At 31.6% G+C, this 16,685-nt stretch carries 11 protein-coding genes and 1 other annotated feature; of the genes, 5 read left to right on the top strand and 6 right to left on the bottom strand.

Annotated features, from left to right (window positions below; translation table 11 throughout):
* Nucleotides 1–74 precede the first annotated feature (74 nt).
* Nucleotides 75–1,427: a bifunctional folylpolyglutamate synthase/dihydrofolate synthase gene (locus tag ACREVX_RS09080; RefSeq protein ID WP_431543860.1), complete on the bottom strand. Its 1,353-nt coding sequence runs from the start codon at nucleotides 1,425–1,427 to the stop codon at nucleotides 75–77.
* Nucleotides 1,428–1,521: 94 nt separating this feature from the next.
* Complete coding sequence (locus tag ACREVX_RS09075; RefSeq protein ID WP_431543859.1) at nucleotides 1,522–4,164, bottom strand: valine--tRNA ligase; 2,643 nt, start codon at nucleotides 4,162–4,164, stop codon at nucleotides 1,522–1,524.
* Between the two features lie 95 nt (nucleotides 4,165–4,259).
* Nucleotides 4,260–4,486 (bottom strand) — a binding site (T-box leader).
* 273 nt (nucleotides 4,487–4,759) lie between these two features.
* Here ACREVX_RS09075 and ACREVX_RS09070 point away from each other — a divergent pair.
* Entirely contained in the window at nucleotides 4,760–5,782 is a 1,023-nt protein-coding gene (locus ACREVX_RS09070; protein ID WP_431543858.1) for an ABC transporter substrate-binding protein, read from the top strand.
* 203 nt (nucleotides 5,783–5,985) lie between these two features.
* Here ACREVX_RS09070 and ACREVX_RS09065 read toward each other — a convergent pair whose 3' ends face one another.
* A complete protein-coding gene (locus ACREVX_RS09065) occupies nucleotides 5,986–6,102 on the bottom strand; it encodes a HepT-like ribonuclease domain-containing protein (RefSeq protein ID WP_431543857.1) in 117 nt (38 codons plus the stop codon).
* A 252-nt stretch (nucleotides 6,103–6,354) separates the two neighbouring features.
* Here ACREVX_RS09065 and ACREVX_RS09060 point away from each other — a divergent pair, with 252 nt between their 5' ends.
* On the top strand, nucleotides 6,355–6,888 hold the full coding sequence (locus ACREVX_RS09060; protein WP_431543856.1) for an ECF transporter S component: 534 nt from the start codon (nucleotides 6,355–6,357) through the stop codon (nucleotides 6,886–6,888).
* Between the two features lie 947 nt (nucleotides 6,889–7,835).
* On the opposite strand, the gene ACREVX_RS09055 is transcribed toward ACREVX_RS09060, so the two are convergent.
* The gene (locus ACREVX_RS09055) at nucleotides 7,836–12,116 is read right to left on the bottom strand and encodes an acyl-CoA dehydratase activase-related protein (protein ID WP_431543855.1); all 4,281 of its coding nucleotides are present in this window, start codon (nucleotides 12,114–12,116) and stop codon (nucleotides 7,836–7,838) included.
* Between the two features lie 453 nt (nucleotides 12,117–12,569).
* Between ACREVX_RS09055 and ACREVX_RS09050 the strand changes: the two genes are divergently transcribed.
* The 3 genes from ACREVX_RS09050 (at nucleotide 12,570) to ACREVX_RS09040 (ending at nucleotide 14,595) form a co-directional block, all read left to right on the top strand.
* Nucleotides 12,570–13,322: an ABC transporter ATP-binding protein gene (locus tag ACREVX_RS09050; protein ID WP_431543923.1), complete on the top strand. Its 753-nt coding sequence runs from the start codon at nucleotides 12,570–12,572 to the stop codon at nucleotides 13,320–13,322.
* A complete protein-coding gene (locus ACREVX_RS09045; protein ID WP_431543921.1) occupies nucleotides 13,306–14,106 on the top strand; it encodes an ABC transporter permease in 801 nt (266 codons plus the stop codon). Before ACREVX_RS09050 ends, ACREVX_RS09045 begins: the two co-directional genes overlap by 17 nt.
* A 132-nt stretch (nucleotides 14,107–14,238) precedes the next feature.
* Nucleotides 14,239–14,595 carry a tetratricopeptide repeat protein gene (locus ACREVX_RS09040; protein ID WP_431543854.1) on the top strand — a complete coding sequence of 119 codons (357 nt, stop codon included), beginning with the start codon at nucleotides 14,239–14,241 and terminating at the stop codon, nucleotides 14,593–14,595.
* Nucleotides 14,596–14,610: 15 nt separating this feature from the next.
* On the opposite strand, the gene ACREVX_RS09035 is transcribed toward ACREVX_RS09040, so the two are convergent.
* A complete protein-coding gene (locus tag ACREVX_RS09035) occupies nucleotides 14,611–15,720 on the bottom strand; it encodes a transglutaminase-like domain-containing protein (RefSeq protein ID WP_431543920.1) in 1,110 nt (369 codons plus the stop codon).
* Nucleotides 15,721–15,779: 59 nt separating this feature from the next.
* The gene (gene recX / locus ACREVX_RS09030) at nucleotides 15,780–16,685 is read right to left on the bottom strand and encodes a recombination regulator RecX (protein ID WP_431543853.1); all 906 of its coding nucleotides are present in this window, start codon (nucleotides 16,683–16,685) and stop codon (nucleotides 15,780–15,782) included.

The following is a 16,685-nucleotide window of genomic DNA, read 5'->3' as shown; positions in this document are numbered from 1 at the left end:
AACAAACGGGATGCAGCCATAATAGGTGCATCCCGTTTGTACTTTCTTCTGCGTAGCTTGGAAATTCATTATTACTAATTACAATGTACCTTACGTATTATTTTTCTCATATCTCCCACCATATATAAAGATCCAGACACTAATAATAAGTCGCCCTCTTCACAATAACTCAAAGCTTTTTTATAAGCTAGTTCATAATCCTCAATTGCCTCGCAACTGGTAGTATACTTTTCCACTTGGACTTTTAACTGCTGGCAAAGCTCTGCACGCTCGCTATGCGGAGTAACTGTAATTACTCTGCTAGCTTTTGGAACTATAGTTTTTATCATTTCCTCTACTTGTTTATCAGCAAGGATTCCTAAAATCAATATTATTTTATTATAAGTAAAATACATATCAATACTCAACGTAAGTTTTTCTATCCCGTCTATGTTGTGAGCTCCATCTATAACAACCAAAGGCCTTTTATTCATCACCTCAAGTCTTGCTGGCCACTTTACCCTCTTAAGTGCAACTATTATGTCTTCTTTGCTAACTGTCACTCCTTGCGATATAAGTTCCTCTACAGCATGCAATGCTACAGAACAATTTAATAATTGATGACTACCTAAAAGCGACAAATCAATAATATATTCATTATTTAAAGTTTTAACATTCATTTTTTGAGTTATGAATTTATCACAAGAATATGTCTGTGCTTTTATCGAATCGCTTTCAATATTACATATATTTTCTTTACCTAAATATACAGCTGAATCACGAGATACTTTTATTAGTTTGCATTTTTTTTCTGTACATATTTTTTCTATTACTTCTTCACTTTCATTCCTTTGTGGAAACATAACTACTGGAACTCCAGTTTTAATAATGCCTGCCTTTTCATAAGCTATTTTATCTATAGTATCCCCTAGTATTATTGTGTGGTCTAGGCTTATAGATGTAATAACACTTAAAATAGGCGTTATTACATTGGTTGAGTCAAGCCTTCCCCCAATTCCTACTTCAACCACAGCAAAGTCTACATTATTTTTATAAAAATATAAAAATCCCGCGCAAGTTATTATTTCAAATTCTGTTGGATTTCCGTACCCTAGTTCCACTACCTTTTCTACTACTTTGGAAACTCGGGTTATAATATCACTTAAATCATCTTTAGAAATATTCTTATTATCAATTTGCATCCTCTCTTCAAACACCTCTATAAATGGAGATGTATACGCACCTACTTTATATCCACCCTCTACCAAAATTGTAGTAATCATAGATGTAGTCGACCCTTTACCATTAGTCCCTGCAATATGTATAGATTTTAATTTTTTATGTGGATTTCCTAAAAGTTCTAATATCATCTCGGTTCTCTTAAGTCCAAGTTTGCTACCAAACTTTGCTGTATCTTTTATATATGCTATAGCCTCATCATAATTCATGGTTATACTTCCTTTCAAAATCAAAATAAACAAGTGAGTCACCTATGTCTTTTTAAACATAGGTGACTCACTAATTCTATTTATTATGCATCCCCTATTTCAAATTTTCTATACTTTGAATTACTGAATTATACATTTCTTTATATTTAGTGCCTTTAGCTTTTTCTTCTTCAACCACTTCTACTGGAGCTTTAGCTGTAAATTTTTCATTGCAAAGTTTCTTTTCTACTCGCTCTATTTCTTTTTTCAATTTACATTTTTCTCTATTTAATCTCTCAAGTTCTACTTCTAGATCTACCAGTTCAAGAAGTGGCATATAAACCTCAGCGCCAATAGTAACTACTGTGACTACATTTTCTGGCGCTTCATCTTTAGATGCTAAAAATTTAACCTCACTAGCAAATGCAAGCTTTTGGAAGTAAACCATACCTTCTTCAAATGCTTCTTTTGCTTTTGTTGCATATATAAATACTTTAGCTTTTCTAGAAGGTGCTACATTCATATCGGCTCTTGCATTTCTTACGTCTTTTATCGCTTCTATAATATAGTTCATATTTTCCTGTGCTTTTTCATCTTTAAGTGAATCGTCATATTCTGGCCATTTAGCAATGGTTATAGATTCATACTCATTATCCAAATGCATATAAATTTCTTCTGTTATAAATGGCATAACAGGATGAAGTAATTTAAGTCCAGTTTTTAATACCTTATTTAATACATTTAATGCAACACCTTTAGCTTCACCATCTTCTGCGTACAATACTGGTTTAACAAGTTCAATATACCAATCACAGAATTCTGTCCACATAAAGTCATGAGTCTTTTGAAGCGCTATTCCTATTTCATATTTTTCAATATTTTCAGTAACTTCCTGCACTACAGTATTCATTCTTGATAATATCCACTTGTCAGCAGCAGTGTAGTTTTTGCTATCTTTATATTTGGCCATTAATTCTTCATTGTAGTTCATCATAACAAACCTAGAAGCATTCCAAATTTTATTGGCAAAGTTTCTAGCAGCTTCAACCCTTGACTCATAGAACCTTATATCACTTCCTGGAGAATTTCCTGTTGCTAGTGAAAATCTTAATGCATCTGCGCCATATTGATCTATTACATCTAATGGATCAATGCCATTTCCTAGTGACTTAGACATTTTTCTACCTTGTTCATCTCTAACCATTCCGTGCATAACTACTGTTTCAAATGGTACTTCCCCTAAATTATAAAGCCCTGAAAAAATCATTCTTGCAACCCAGAAGAATATAATATCATATCCAGTTACTAAAACACTCGTTGGATAAAACTGTTTTAAATCCTCTGTATTACTAGGCCAACCAAGCGTTGAGAAAGGCCATAGTGCTGAGCTAAACCAAGTATCAAGTACATCTTTATCTTGAGTAATATTTGTACTATTACATTTAGTGCAATTTGTTGGATCAGTAACCTTAACTATCATTTCGCCGCAATCAGCGCAGTACCATACTGGAATTCTATGTCCCCACCATAATTGCCTTGATATACACCAATCTTGAATATTTTCCATCCAATTAAAGTATGTCTTATCAAACCTCTCTGGAACAAATTTAGTTTTCTTGTCTCTTACAGCATCTATAGCTGGTTTTGCAAGAGATTTCATTTTTACATACCATTGTTTTGATAGCATTGGTTCTACAGTTGTTTTACATCTATCATGAGTACCTACATTGTGAGCATGATCCTTTATCTTAACAAGTAGTCCTCCCTTATCTAGATCTTCTATCATGACATTTCTTGCTTCATATCTGTCAAGACCTGAATATTTTCCATACCCTTCACATATAGCTGCATTTTCATTCAAAACTACTATCTCAGGAAGATTGTGTCTCTTTCCTATTTGATAATCATTGGGATCATGTGCTGGAGTAATTTTAACTGCCCCTGTTCCAAACTCTATATCTACATAATCATCAGCAACTATTGGTATTTCTCTATTTACTAGAGGCAGCATTATTTTCTTTCCTACTAAATGTGCATACCGTGGATCTTTAGGATTTACAGCAACTGCCGTATCACCAAGCATAGTTTCTGGCCTTGTAGTAGCTATTTCTAAAAACTCATCCGTGCCTACTATTGGATATTTTATATGCCAGAAGTATCCCGCTTGTTCTTCAAACTCAATTTCAGCATCTGAAATTGCTGTCATGCATTTTGGACACCAATTTGTTATCCTGTTACCTTGGTATATTAGTCCCTCATTATATAACTTAACGAAAACCTCTTTTACTGCATGATCTAAGTTTTCATCCATGGTAAAGCTTTCACGAGTGAAATCAACAGAACATCCCATTTTCCTTATTTGTCCTCTTATTTTTTCTCTATATTCATTAGTCCAATCCCAAACTTTTTCAAGGAAAGCTTCTCTTCCCATTTCTTTTTTCTTAAGTCCTTGCTTTAAAAGCTCATTTTCTACTTTTACTTCTGTCGCAATACTAGCATGGTCTTCCCCTGGAAGCCACAATGTATTATATCCTTGCATTCTTTTAGTTCTTATTAAAATATCTTGAAGAGTATTATCAAGCGCATGACCTAAATGCAATTTTCCTGTAATGTTTGGTGGTGGCATTACTATTGTAAATGGTTTTTTATCTTTATCAATTGTTGGAGTGAAAAATCCTTTTTCTTCCCACCAAGCGTAAAGTCTTTCCTCAAACTCTTTAGGATCATAATTCTTATCTATATTATTATTTTCTTCCATACCTAACTCCTCCTAAGTAATATTTATTCTATAAATTGTTTTAATTGCTTTAATCATAAAATTTTAAAAAACAATAAAAAAAGACCCTTCGTCTATAAAAGGACGAAAAGTTCGCGGTACCACCTTTTTTCCTGCAAAATTTGCAGGCTCTTTGTAATTTAACGATTAAGAAAACCGTCTTCACAAAGTTCATAATTACATGAACTAGGCAAAGAAGCTCCGAAGCAACCTTCAAGGTTTTTCATATAGAAGATCTTACAGCCTGCGAATCTTCCTCTCTTAATATTAAGTTTCCCTTACTCCTCTTCATCTAAGCTTTTTGAATATTTTATAATATTATTAATATTTTAGTAGCTTATAATATTATTATTTACTTATTATTTTACCATGTTATTATTTATTTGTCATTTGTTATCTTACCTTATTATTGTTTAATTATAATTTATTTTATTATACCTCTTAATTTACATAAGTCAAGGCATTTCTTTTTTTAACTTGCAATTTTTTTTTCAACTTACAATTTCATTTATAATGTACCATCTGACCAATTTTTCATATTATATAATGATAACAACTATATAATATGGAGGTTTGTATGAGAATTAAAAAAATATCTGTTTTTTCACTTCTTCTCTCTCTCGCCCTAGTAGCTACATTATTTTCTGGTTGCAAAAAAAATACTAACGATGCTTTAATAAAAGTGAAATTAAATGAAGTAGTTCGCTCTATTTTCTACGCCCCAATGTACGCAGCTATTTCTCAAGGATTCTTTAAAGAAGAAGGTATCGACATTGACCTGTCCACCGGTCAGGGCGCAGACAAAACTATGCAACAAGTTTTAAGCAAAGCTTCCGATATTGGTTTTGCAGGTCCAGAACAAGTTATTTATATTTACAATCAAAAAAGAGAAGACTATCCTGTTCTGTTTGCACAATTAACCCAAAAGGATGGTGCTTTCTTAGTATCTAGAAAAGCTGAAACAGATTTTAAATGGGAGTCCCTAAAAGGTAAAACTGTAATAGGTGGAAGACCTGGTGGAGTACCTGAAATGGCTCTTGAATATGTTTTAAGAAATCATGGTCTTACACCAGGTGTTGACGTAAATCTTATTACCAACCTCGCCTTCACAGCAACTTCAGGTGCTTTCAAAGGTGGCACAGGTGATTATGCAGCTCTCTTTGAGCCAACTGCTAGTACACTTAAAAAAGATAACTCCGGATATAACGTAGCATCAGTCGGAGCATCTGCTGGAACAATACCTTATACATGTTTTTTTGCTACAAAATCTTATATAGAAAAGAATCCAACAATAATACAAAAATTCACTAATGCAATATATAAAGGTCAAAATTGGGTTAATACTCATACTGATAAAGAATTGGTAACTTCTATAAAATCATACTTCCCTGGTACAGATGAGGCAATACTTGAATCATCAGTTAAAAGCTACAGAGATATAAATGCTTACTCAACAGACCCAACATTAACTTCAGAAAATTTAACAAAACTTATGGATATAATACAATCTTACAAAGCTTCACTAATCCCAGAAAGACCAGCCTTTGATAAGATTGTCAATACTACCTTTAGTGAGAAAGCAGTAGCAGATATAAAATAAAAAAGTGCATCCTTATTAATTCCTTCTGTGTGACTCCAAATAAGAATTTGAAACGTTAAATTCCATTAAGAAATTCTAATCTTCTTATTTGGTGCCACGCCTAGAGGAATTCATACTATATAATATCTACACTAATATGTATCTAGTATAGATTCCGTATAAGAAAATAATAAATCTCATCTATAAAAAAGTTATTCACGTTGTTAATGTTTATTAATATAATCAATATACATATTAACCATTTCTATTACTCTTTTTATACTGTCAAAAACAATTCTGTCTTGTATCTTGTCATATTCATGAACCAATCTATTTCTCATAAGTTCGTGTTTGGTGCATAGATACAACTAAACTGGGATAAATACTGAATATTTTTTATTCAATCAAATCGTTGAAGAAAAAAATAGTGAAAGGGTTTACAAAGTGACAACTACATTATATAATATAGTCGTATATTACGAAAATATACTTTTAACTTGTAAATTAAAAATAAAATAACTAGTCAATTGTAGACCACGAAGGTAGAGCTGATTTTGCTCTACCTTTTTATTTTATATAAGGGAGGTATTATAATGAAATTCAAAACAAACGAGATGATTAAGGCAAGTTTTTTTATCGCATTAGGACTCGTAATTCCAATTATGTTTCATCATCTTAATATGGGAGGTCAGATATTTCTTCCTATGCATATTCCCGTTTTATTATGCGGATGTATACTTGGGAAAAAATATGGTGCTATAATTGGCTTTATGACCCCTCTTTTAAATTCTATGTTAACAGGTATGCCGCCTATTTACCCTACAGCATTATCAATGGCTTTAGAACTTGCCACATATGGTTTTATTTCAGGTTACTTCTACAAAAGTAAAAATGTTAATATTATTTTATCCTTATTAATTGCAATGTTACTCGGAAGATTTGTATCTGGAACAGCAAATTTCCTTTTACTTTCAATGACTGGGAAACCTTATGCATTTAAAATGTTTATTACAGCATCCTTTGTTACTCCAATTTTGGGTATAATATTGCAGCTGATTTTTATTCCTACTATTGTTAAATCATTAGATAAAATTCAAACCCGAAACGGAGTTACTTTCAATGGATAATAGAGATTTTTTTAATAAACTGGCTGTACATTGGGATGAAACTATTCAGTATACCCACATTTTAAACATATTTCAGGCTTATTAAAGAAAAACGGGAAAATAATTATTGCTCATTCTGAATGTAAAGAAAAAATTAATAAAATACATTCACACTTAGAATCTGTTAAAGATGATGTTCTCGCTCCAATTGAAATTACAGCTAAATACATGTCTAAGTATTTTAAAATAACTAAAGTAATTGATAATGGAGAAATGTACTATATTGATGGTATTAAACTATAACCTTACCCATAACTATTAATTTAGAATTTATAAAAATTTCAAAATGAATGTTACTTATTAATACCAATATTTAAGCTACTGATTGTATAGGCGATGCAAAAGCATTAAACAAAACAATAGAGCAGAATAACGTTATTGTAAATCATGCTAACGTCTTTATTATATATTGCAACAGGATATAATTTAACACATTCATATGCTGTATCAACTTGTTTTGAACTATTTAATATGGATTGTACTAAATATATTCTACCACTGCAAAAACTGGCATTTACATGCCAGAAAATTACTATTGTGTTACTCTCATTAATTCTTTTAAAAATAAAAAAGCCTAGCAATTGCGCTAGGCTCTACCTTTGGGAGGATAACTTATATTTAATGGTATTCATTGTCAAAAGGTTATACAATATCATACTCGTAATACACTTAATATGTTCCATTAAATTTAAATCTATTTGCATCTCCTTAGGAATTTAGATCTATTTTTGACGTTACTGAAAATCTTAAACATTACAACAGATTTTCAAATTAAAGACATGCTTGAAGAAATTGTACTAAATATAAAAATTAATGTAGTGATAACCCCCCTTCAGTTTACAGGCGTTTTTAACATTAACCCAACGCTACATCCAATATCATCATAATTACAAAACCTAACATAGCGATTAATCTTCCTTTTTGTCACTAGCTGCCTCTTCATATGCAAGTTTCATTTCCTGCTCACCTCTAAGGTTTTTGAAAGCAATAGACATCATAAGCTTAATCCTATTAATTTGATTTACTTCACTAGCACCTGGGTCGTAATCTATAGCAGTTATATTCGCACCTGGATATCTTCTTTTTAATTCCTTAATCATTCCTTTACCCGTTACATGGTTAGGAAGACAAGCAAAAGGTTGCATACAAACTATATTTTTTGTCCCACCTTCAATAAGTTCAACCATTTCAGCAGTAAGGAACCATCCCTCACCTGCTTGATTACCTAATGATATTATAGGTGATGCCCCTGCTGCTAATTCTTGTATAGTTTTAGGTGCACCAAATCTAATGCTTTTTTCAAGAACTGATTTCATATGTTTCCTATAAGTCTCTATATATTTAATAGCTATATTATCTACTATTTGCTCAGTTCTGCTTTTTCCTAAATACTTATATTTAAAGTCAGCATCATAAGCACAATATAAGAAAAAGTCAGTTAGATCTGGCATAACTGCCTCCCCACCCTCTTTTTCAATAACATCTATTATGTTATTGTTAGCTGTTGGATGAAACTTAACTAAAATTTCTCCAACAAGACCTATCTTAGGTTTAATACTGTCTTTGATTTCTAAAGAATCAAAATCAGATATAATTTGCGAAATATTCTTTTTATACTCTTTACTTTTTCCTACTACTACAGCCTCTTTACATATCTTTACCCATTTATCATAAAGTAAATTAGCTGAACCTTCTATTACTTCATAAGGTCTAACCCTGTAAAGTACGCGCATAAGTAAATCTCCATATACTAAGGCCATAATCGATTTTTTAATCATTGGATATGTGTATTTAAACCCTGGATTTTTCTCAAGACCAGCAGCATTTAAAGATATAACTGGAACATGAGGAAATCCTGCATCCTTAAGTGCTTTCCTTAGAAATCCAATGTAGTTTGTAGCCCTACATCCACCACAAGTTTGAGACATTATAACAGAAGTGTTATCAATGTCATAATCACCTGACTTTAGAGCAGCAATAAGTTGACCAACCACAATAATTGTAGGATAACAAGCATCGTTATTTACATATTTAAGGCCTTCATCTACAGCATGAGTATCAACTGATGGTAATACTTGTAGATTATATCCTGATGCACTAAATGCTTCTTGTACAAATTGGAAATGCACAGGTGACAATTGTGGACATAAAATTGTATGCTTTTTTCTCATTTCTTTTGTAAATATAACTTTTTGCTCGCTTGCATGAACTTTCCTGGGCAAAATTCCATTCTTGTCCCGCTCATTAATTGCAGCTTTTAAAGATCTAATCCTAATTCTCGCTGCTCCCAAATTATTGCCTTCATCAATTTTTAAAGTTGTATATATCTTTCCATTATTTTCAAGTATTTGAGCTACTTGATCAGAGGTTACTGCATCAAGTCCACAACCAAAAGAGTTAAGCTGAATAAGTTCAATATTTGGCTGGCTTGATACAAAGCTAGCTGCTGCATATAATCTAGAATGATATACCCACTGATCTACCGCTCTTAGAGGTCTCTGCACAACACCTAGATGAGCCACAGAATCTTCCGTAAGCACAGGCATATCAAAATCAGTAATTACACTTGGTATTCCATGATTAATCTCAGGATCAATATGATAAGGTCTACCAGCTAAAACTATACCTTTTTTCCCAGTACGCCTAATGTATTCTACTACTTCTTCACCTTTTTTTTGAATATCTAATTTTACCTTTTCAGTTTCGTCCCATGCCTTTTGACAAGCGCACGCTACTTCCTTTTTATTAACGCCAAAACTAACTAACTCATCAGTTAATCTGTTTATCAATTCTTTCTCATTGTCTAGAGAGATAAAAGGATTAAGAAACTTAACATCTCGCTCTTTTAAAATATCCATATTGTTTTTAATTACCTCTGGGTATGAAGCCACTATTGGGCAGTTATAATGATCATCGGCACCCTTTTGCTCCTTTTTTTCATAAGGAATACAAGGATAGAATATTAAATCTATCCCCTTATTAATAAGACTCATTATATGTCCATGTGCTATTTTAGCAGGGTAACAAGCAGATTCTGATGGAATTGTTTCTATTCCCATTTCATACACTTTTTTAGATGATCTTTGAGATAATTCTACTCTAAACCCTAAACCTGTAAAAAAAGTAAACCAAAATGGGTAATTTTCATATATATTAAGAACTCTTGGAATACCTATTACTCCCCTGGGAGCCTCATCTTTTTTAAGTGGAATATAATCAAATATTCTTTTATATTTATAATCATATACGTTAGGAATTTCTTCCTTTTTGCTACTAAGTCCTAATGCTTTTTCGCAGCGATTACCAGATATGAATTGTCGATCATTATCAAATTTATTAATTGTAAGAACACATTGATTAGCGCATTGTTTGCATCTTCCCATCAAAGTTTCTATAACTAAGTTATCTAGCTTTTCTGATGATAATAATGTAGAAATTTCTCCACTTTCATATCTTTCTTTGGCAATAAGCGATGCACCAAATGCACCCATTAGACCTGCAATATCTGGTCTAACTGCCTCTCTTCCTGATACTATTTCAAATGCCCTAAGTACGGCGCTATTATAAAAAGTCCCACCTTGAACTATTATCTTTTTCCCCATGTCTTTTGGGTCTCTTATTTTAATAACTTTAAGAAGTGCATTTTTTATAACAGAGTAAGAAAGTCCCGCTGATATATCCCCTACAGAGGCCCCTTCCTTTTGGGCCTGTTTAACCCTAGAATTCATAAACACAGTACACCTTGAACCTAAGTCAACTGGGCTTTTAGCATTTAAGGCTACCTTCGCAAACTCTGATACTTCCATATTTAAAGAGTTGGCAAATGTCTCTATAAAAGAACCGCAACCAGATGAACAAGCTTCATTTAACATTATGCTATCTATTACTCCATCTTTTATCTTTAGACATTTCATATCTTGTCCACCAATATCTAATATAAAATCCACTCCAGGCATAAAAAATTCTGCTGCCTTATAATGAGCTATAGTCTCAATTTCACCAATGTCAACTTTTAACGCTGCCATTATTAATTTTTCACCATAACCTGTTACTGCTGAATTTAGTATAGTTACGCCTTTAGGCAAAATAGAGTATATATGTTTTAATACCTTTCTAACTAAAGTTAATGGATTACCTTCATTACTTCCATAACGCGAGAATAAAAGCGCACCTTCCTCATCTATAAGTGTAACTTTAGTAGTTGTAGAACCAGCATCTATACCCAAATAGCAATTTCCTACGTAGCTAGATAATTCTCTTGTTTTTGCTTTATATTTGCTTTGCCTTTCATTAAAGGCTATTAGCTCCTTATCATCTTCAAATAAAGGTCTAAATCTACGAATATCATTACTAGACACTTGCTTTAGTTTTGGAAGCTGATCCCTTAACTCTTCAAACGACATAACACTATTATCTTTTGATAACATGGCAGCCCCTACAGCTACAAATAGTTGCGAATCATGTGGAAAAATGACTTGATCTTCCGTAAGTTTTAAAGTCTCAATAAACCTTTGCCTTAGTTCTGACAAGAAAAATAATGGGCCACCTAAAAATGCAACATTACCTCTAATTGGCCTACCACATGCAAGTCCACTGATAGTTTGGTTAACTACAGCTTGAAAAACTGACACAGCAATGTCTTCTTTTGCAGCACCTTCATTTAATAATGGTTGAATATCAGTTTTTGCAAAAACTCCACATCTAGCAGCAATTGGATATATGGTCTTATAATTTTTTGCAAGTTCATTCAGTCCAGTTGCATCAGTTTGAAGAAGAGAAGCCATTTGATCAATAAACGCCCCAGTACCTCCAGCACAAGTACCATTCATTCTCTGGTCTATTCCTCCATCAAAATAAATAATTTTTGCATCTTCTCCACCCAGTTCAATAGCTACATTAGTCCTTGGAATAATGTTTTCTATTGCATATGTGCTAGCAATAACTTCTTGAATAAACGGAATGTTCATCCATTTAGAAAGGGCTAGTCCACCTGATCCTGTTACAACTATAGTAATATATGACTCCCTAAAATTATCATAAGCTTCATATAATAGCTCAGCTATTGTACTTTTTATATCAGAAAAATGCCTCTGATACTTACTATAAATCGTTCCATCTTGTCCATTTAACACTACAATTTTAACAGTAGTAGACCCTACATCTAACCCAACATGTAATATATTTTTCATAATTATCTTCTCTTTCCTCGCAAGTTTCGATTTATTTGTAAAACTAAGCCACTAAACTTTATTTTATATGTTTATAAATATAGATTTTATACGCAACATTTTTAAATTAATTTATATTACCTTAAATGTCCAATTATACATATATATGTTTATTCTTCAATAATTAAATTTATTCTCTACAATGTTAACTCGCTTGATATTATTTTCATTTTTCATTTTAATTGTATTCTATTAATTATTTATATAGTAAATTTATAAATAATTAACAAATAATCATATAATATTATAACTCAACGAATATAATGTTTTCAACCTATTTCTTCTATTATTTCACGTGTAAATGATAACATATATATAAAATGTAGTTAACAATACATTATCTAACCTCATATACTAAAGTATAACTTTCAAGGGGATGATAAAGTGATTAAGGTAGAAATTAATAATATAAGTATGAATTACCACTCTCTAACTGCAGAAACCCCTGCATTAGCGGATATTTCATTTGTTGTACAAGAAGGCCAGTTTTTAAGCATTGTAGGCCCTTCCGGTTGTGGCAAATCTACGTTACTAAATATAATAGCGGGTTTGATAACTCCATCAAATGGAAAAATAGTAATTAATAAGAGCGATAATAGCGATAATAGCGATGGTATTTTAAAAATTGGATATATGTTTCAAAAGGATCAGTTGTTTGATTGGTTAACCATATGGGACAACGTACTTTTAGGTCTTAAAGTTAACCATTGCATTACAGATTCTAATAAGGAAATAGTTAAAAATCTTTTAATAAATTACAACCTTTGGGATTTTAGAAATCATCATCCTAGAGAATTATCCGGAGGCATGCGCCAAAGAGTTGCTTTAATTAGAACTCTAGCTTTAAGCCCTGAAGTGCTTCTCTTAGACGAGCCCTTCTCAGCACTAGATTATCAGACCAGATTAAATATCAGTGATGAGGTTTATGAAATCATAAAAAAAGAAAAAAAGACTACTATAATGGTTACTCATGATATATCTGAGGCCATTGCTATGTCCAATGAGATTATTATCTTATCTAATCGTCCCGCCGTAATCAATACACATATGAATATTGAATTTGGGAAAGATTTCTCTTGTCCTCTAAAACGTAGAGAAGCTCCTAATTTTAGAGTTTACTTCAATGAAATATGGAAGGAGTTGAATGGTAATGTTGATTCAAAGTGAAGAGCATAAGAATTATATTAAAAATGTAAAAAGGAAAAAATACATTATAATTTTCACAAGAATAATAATATTAATTGTTTTCTTTAGCTTTTGGGAAATTGCAGGCAGACTTAAATGGATTGACACCTTCTTAACAAGTACTCCGTCAAAAATGTTTGCATCCTTTATGCAAATATATTCTGAAGGTACTCTTCTTACTCATATCGGAGTGACATGTTTTGAAACAATAACGGGTTTCTTGCTTGGAACAATTTTAGGCGCACTTATTGCAATTCTATTATGGTGGTCCGATTTTATTTCAAAGGTCTTAGATCCATACTTAATAGTATTAAATGCCTTACCTAAAGTAGCCCTTGCACCTATTATTATATTTTGGGTTGGCAACGGAATAACAGCAATAATAGTAATTGCTCTTTTAATATCAATAGTTGTAACTATAATAAGTATATTAAGTGGTTTTAGAGAAGTTGATGAAGATAAAATAAAACTTTTAAAAACCTTCGGGGCTTCTAAACTTCAAATACTAACTAATTTAATTATTCCTGCATCTGTAGGTGCCCTTATTTCTGCATTAAAAATAAACGTAGGACTTTCATGGGTTGGCGTAATAATGGGTGAGTTTTTAGTTGCTAAAGAAGGTTTAGGTTTTTTAATAATTTATGGTGGCCAAGTTTCTCAATTGGATATGGTAATGATGAGTATAATAATACTTTCCGTGCTGGCTTACCTTATGTATGAAATGGTTGCGCTACTTGAACGTAAAGTGGTAAATAAAGATAACTAAATCATCTCCTGCGGAGCTGAAATGTCGCTAAAATCAAAATAAAATTTAATAATTGAATATAATTTAAACTCGTTGGACAGTATTTAAAATAACAAATTTATAATTTTTCTTTAAATTATAAGGAGGATAATAATGGAATACTTTCAAAAAGCTAACGATATATATAATACCAAAGATTATAGCAGGGCAATAGCTCTATATAAAAAAGCTGCAGAAATGAAGGACAATGAGGCTAGTTCACTTTATAATACCGCAGTATGTTTTATTCACTTAAAAGAATACGAAAAGGCTATACCAATATTTCATTCCGCTATAATAATTCGCCCTGAAAGCAAATACTACTTCAATTTAGCCTATTGTTATGCTATGTGCGTTAACAAACGCAAAGCATTATATTATTTTAATACCGCTTGGACACTAAATAATGATGATGAAGATTGTGAAAAAGCCATTAATTTATTATTGAAAAGTTATAAAAGAGTTCCCTAAACCTAGGGAGCTCTTTTACCATTCTCCAGCTATACTTTCTTGCTTATGGTCTATATCAAATCTTTGCGTATTAAAATAATCCCCCCCAATTAAAAATGTAGGATCTACATTAATCCACGTATTGTTGCTTTCGATATATACTTGATTCCAAGCATGACTAACCCAACTACTTCCGTTAAATCCTTGTCCTGTTATAATTCTTACCTTTATATTATTAGCTTTACACATTGCAACATAAAGAGATGCATAATCAAAACATATTCCAGTTCTCGAGTTAAAAGTGGGTATTGCCCCTGATTTTACCTCTAAATCATTATTTAATACTCTATTTGCTTTTTCATCACTATACGCTACCTCACTACCTACCCAGTTATAAATAGTTCTTGCCTTATCTACTGTTTTGCTTTTATTTTTTGCAAGGTCAACTGCAAATTTGTCTATTTCATCATTGGATTTAACCGCCTCTTCAAGTGTAACCCCATTGTAATAAACTATGCCTTTTTGATTGTTTAAAGAATTTGGTTGCAAAGTTGATGCATCCTTTACTACAATTTTAAAGGAGTTATTAACAACATTAGGAAGCTGTTTTGCTAGAGTTGAATTAGTAAGTGGAATCACTACTTCTTTGGATATAAAGCTATATACTTGTGATTCTTCCAAATACTTATTGTATGTAGCTGTTACATTTAAAAGCGACAAAAAATTCAATACAAAAGTAATAACAATTACATAACATATTGACTTAGGAACTTGAAATACTGCGCCCATAATCCTTTTAAAAATAACGCTTTTATTCCTTAAACTAGTCTCTATCCCATCAAGCAAAGGATAAAACGTAATGCGACTAATAAACCTCACAACAGAATTTATTATGCTGTAAATTATTAGTATAACAAGTGGCATAAGCAGTACATAAATAACTAATGGTTTGCTATTAATAAATCCCATAATATCTATTGGAATACTGCTATATATTTTTTCATACATACCTTCATCATGGGTTATAAACACCTTTTTAGTGTAAAAAATACCTAAACACAATGAAATTAAAAAAGAAATACTTTGAAAAATCCCTTCAATAGCTCCTTTTAAATGTTCAGATGAGAATTTATATATAAACCCCATTATTATTGGATATACAAACAATAATAATAAAATTAAACTTACAGGTTGCTTAAACAAACCTACCACCTACTTTCATTAGTCACATCTCCATCATAACTGTCTTCTTCACCATTAACTAGCTCTCTTAATGCTTTTTTAATTTGATCCCATTTAAACCCTCTTCTTAAAAGGTAGTCTCCTAACTTTTTATACATCTTTACCTTCTGTTTCTCCGACTTAATTAATATGTTATATCGTCTGCTAGCAAGCGCGTACATTCTTTGATAATCCTCCTCTGATGTATCAACAAGAGAACTTACCTGACTCATTTTCTCATCATTATCATTGTCCGTGATTTCATTTAGTACCTGCTTAATTATATCAAAATCATATCCACTACGTTGTAAATAATCTGATAACTTTTTATAAAGTTTTCTATAATCTTTTTCACTTTTAGATAAAGTAACAAACTTTTTTCGACCCAGTTTTATAGCTACTTGTAGTTGCTCCTCATTAGTTATTGTACTTAAACCTTGGATAATTAGCTCTTTTGGAAGTGATTTTTTTAATAGAGCAAACTTAATTTTGTTTTTTCCAGCAGAATTAACTTTTTCTTTTATATACATTTCAACAAACTTCTTATCGTTAATGAAATCATACTCATTTAAAAACTTTACTACTCTATCTATAGTTTTTTCGTCAAATTCCTTCATAGCTAATTTATCAATTACTTGTTTAGAGGATTTGTAACTTCTTTCTAAAAAATGAAGCGCAACTGTTTTTCCTTTAATATAATTATCTTCATTAGCTATATTCTCTAAACTCTCTTTGTCCATGACTCTACCTTTAGTTATATTATGAATATACACAAGCTCAGCGTCACAAGCAAAAGCATATTCATCATCCATATAGATGTTAACTCTACTTTTGTTTTTCTTTTGGAATTCAATTTTTGTTATAACACTATTTAATATTAACTTGTTCAA

It is taken from the genome of Clostridium sp. (assembly GCF_050717545.1).
GTDB lineage: Bacteria > Bacillota > Clostridia > Clostridiales > Clostridiaceae > Clostridium_AD.
This window is presented reverse-complemented; position numbering and strand designations above follow the sequence as displayed.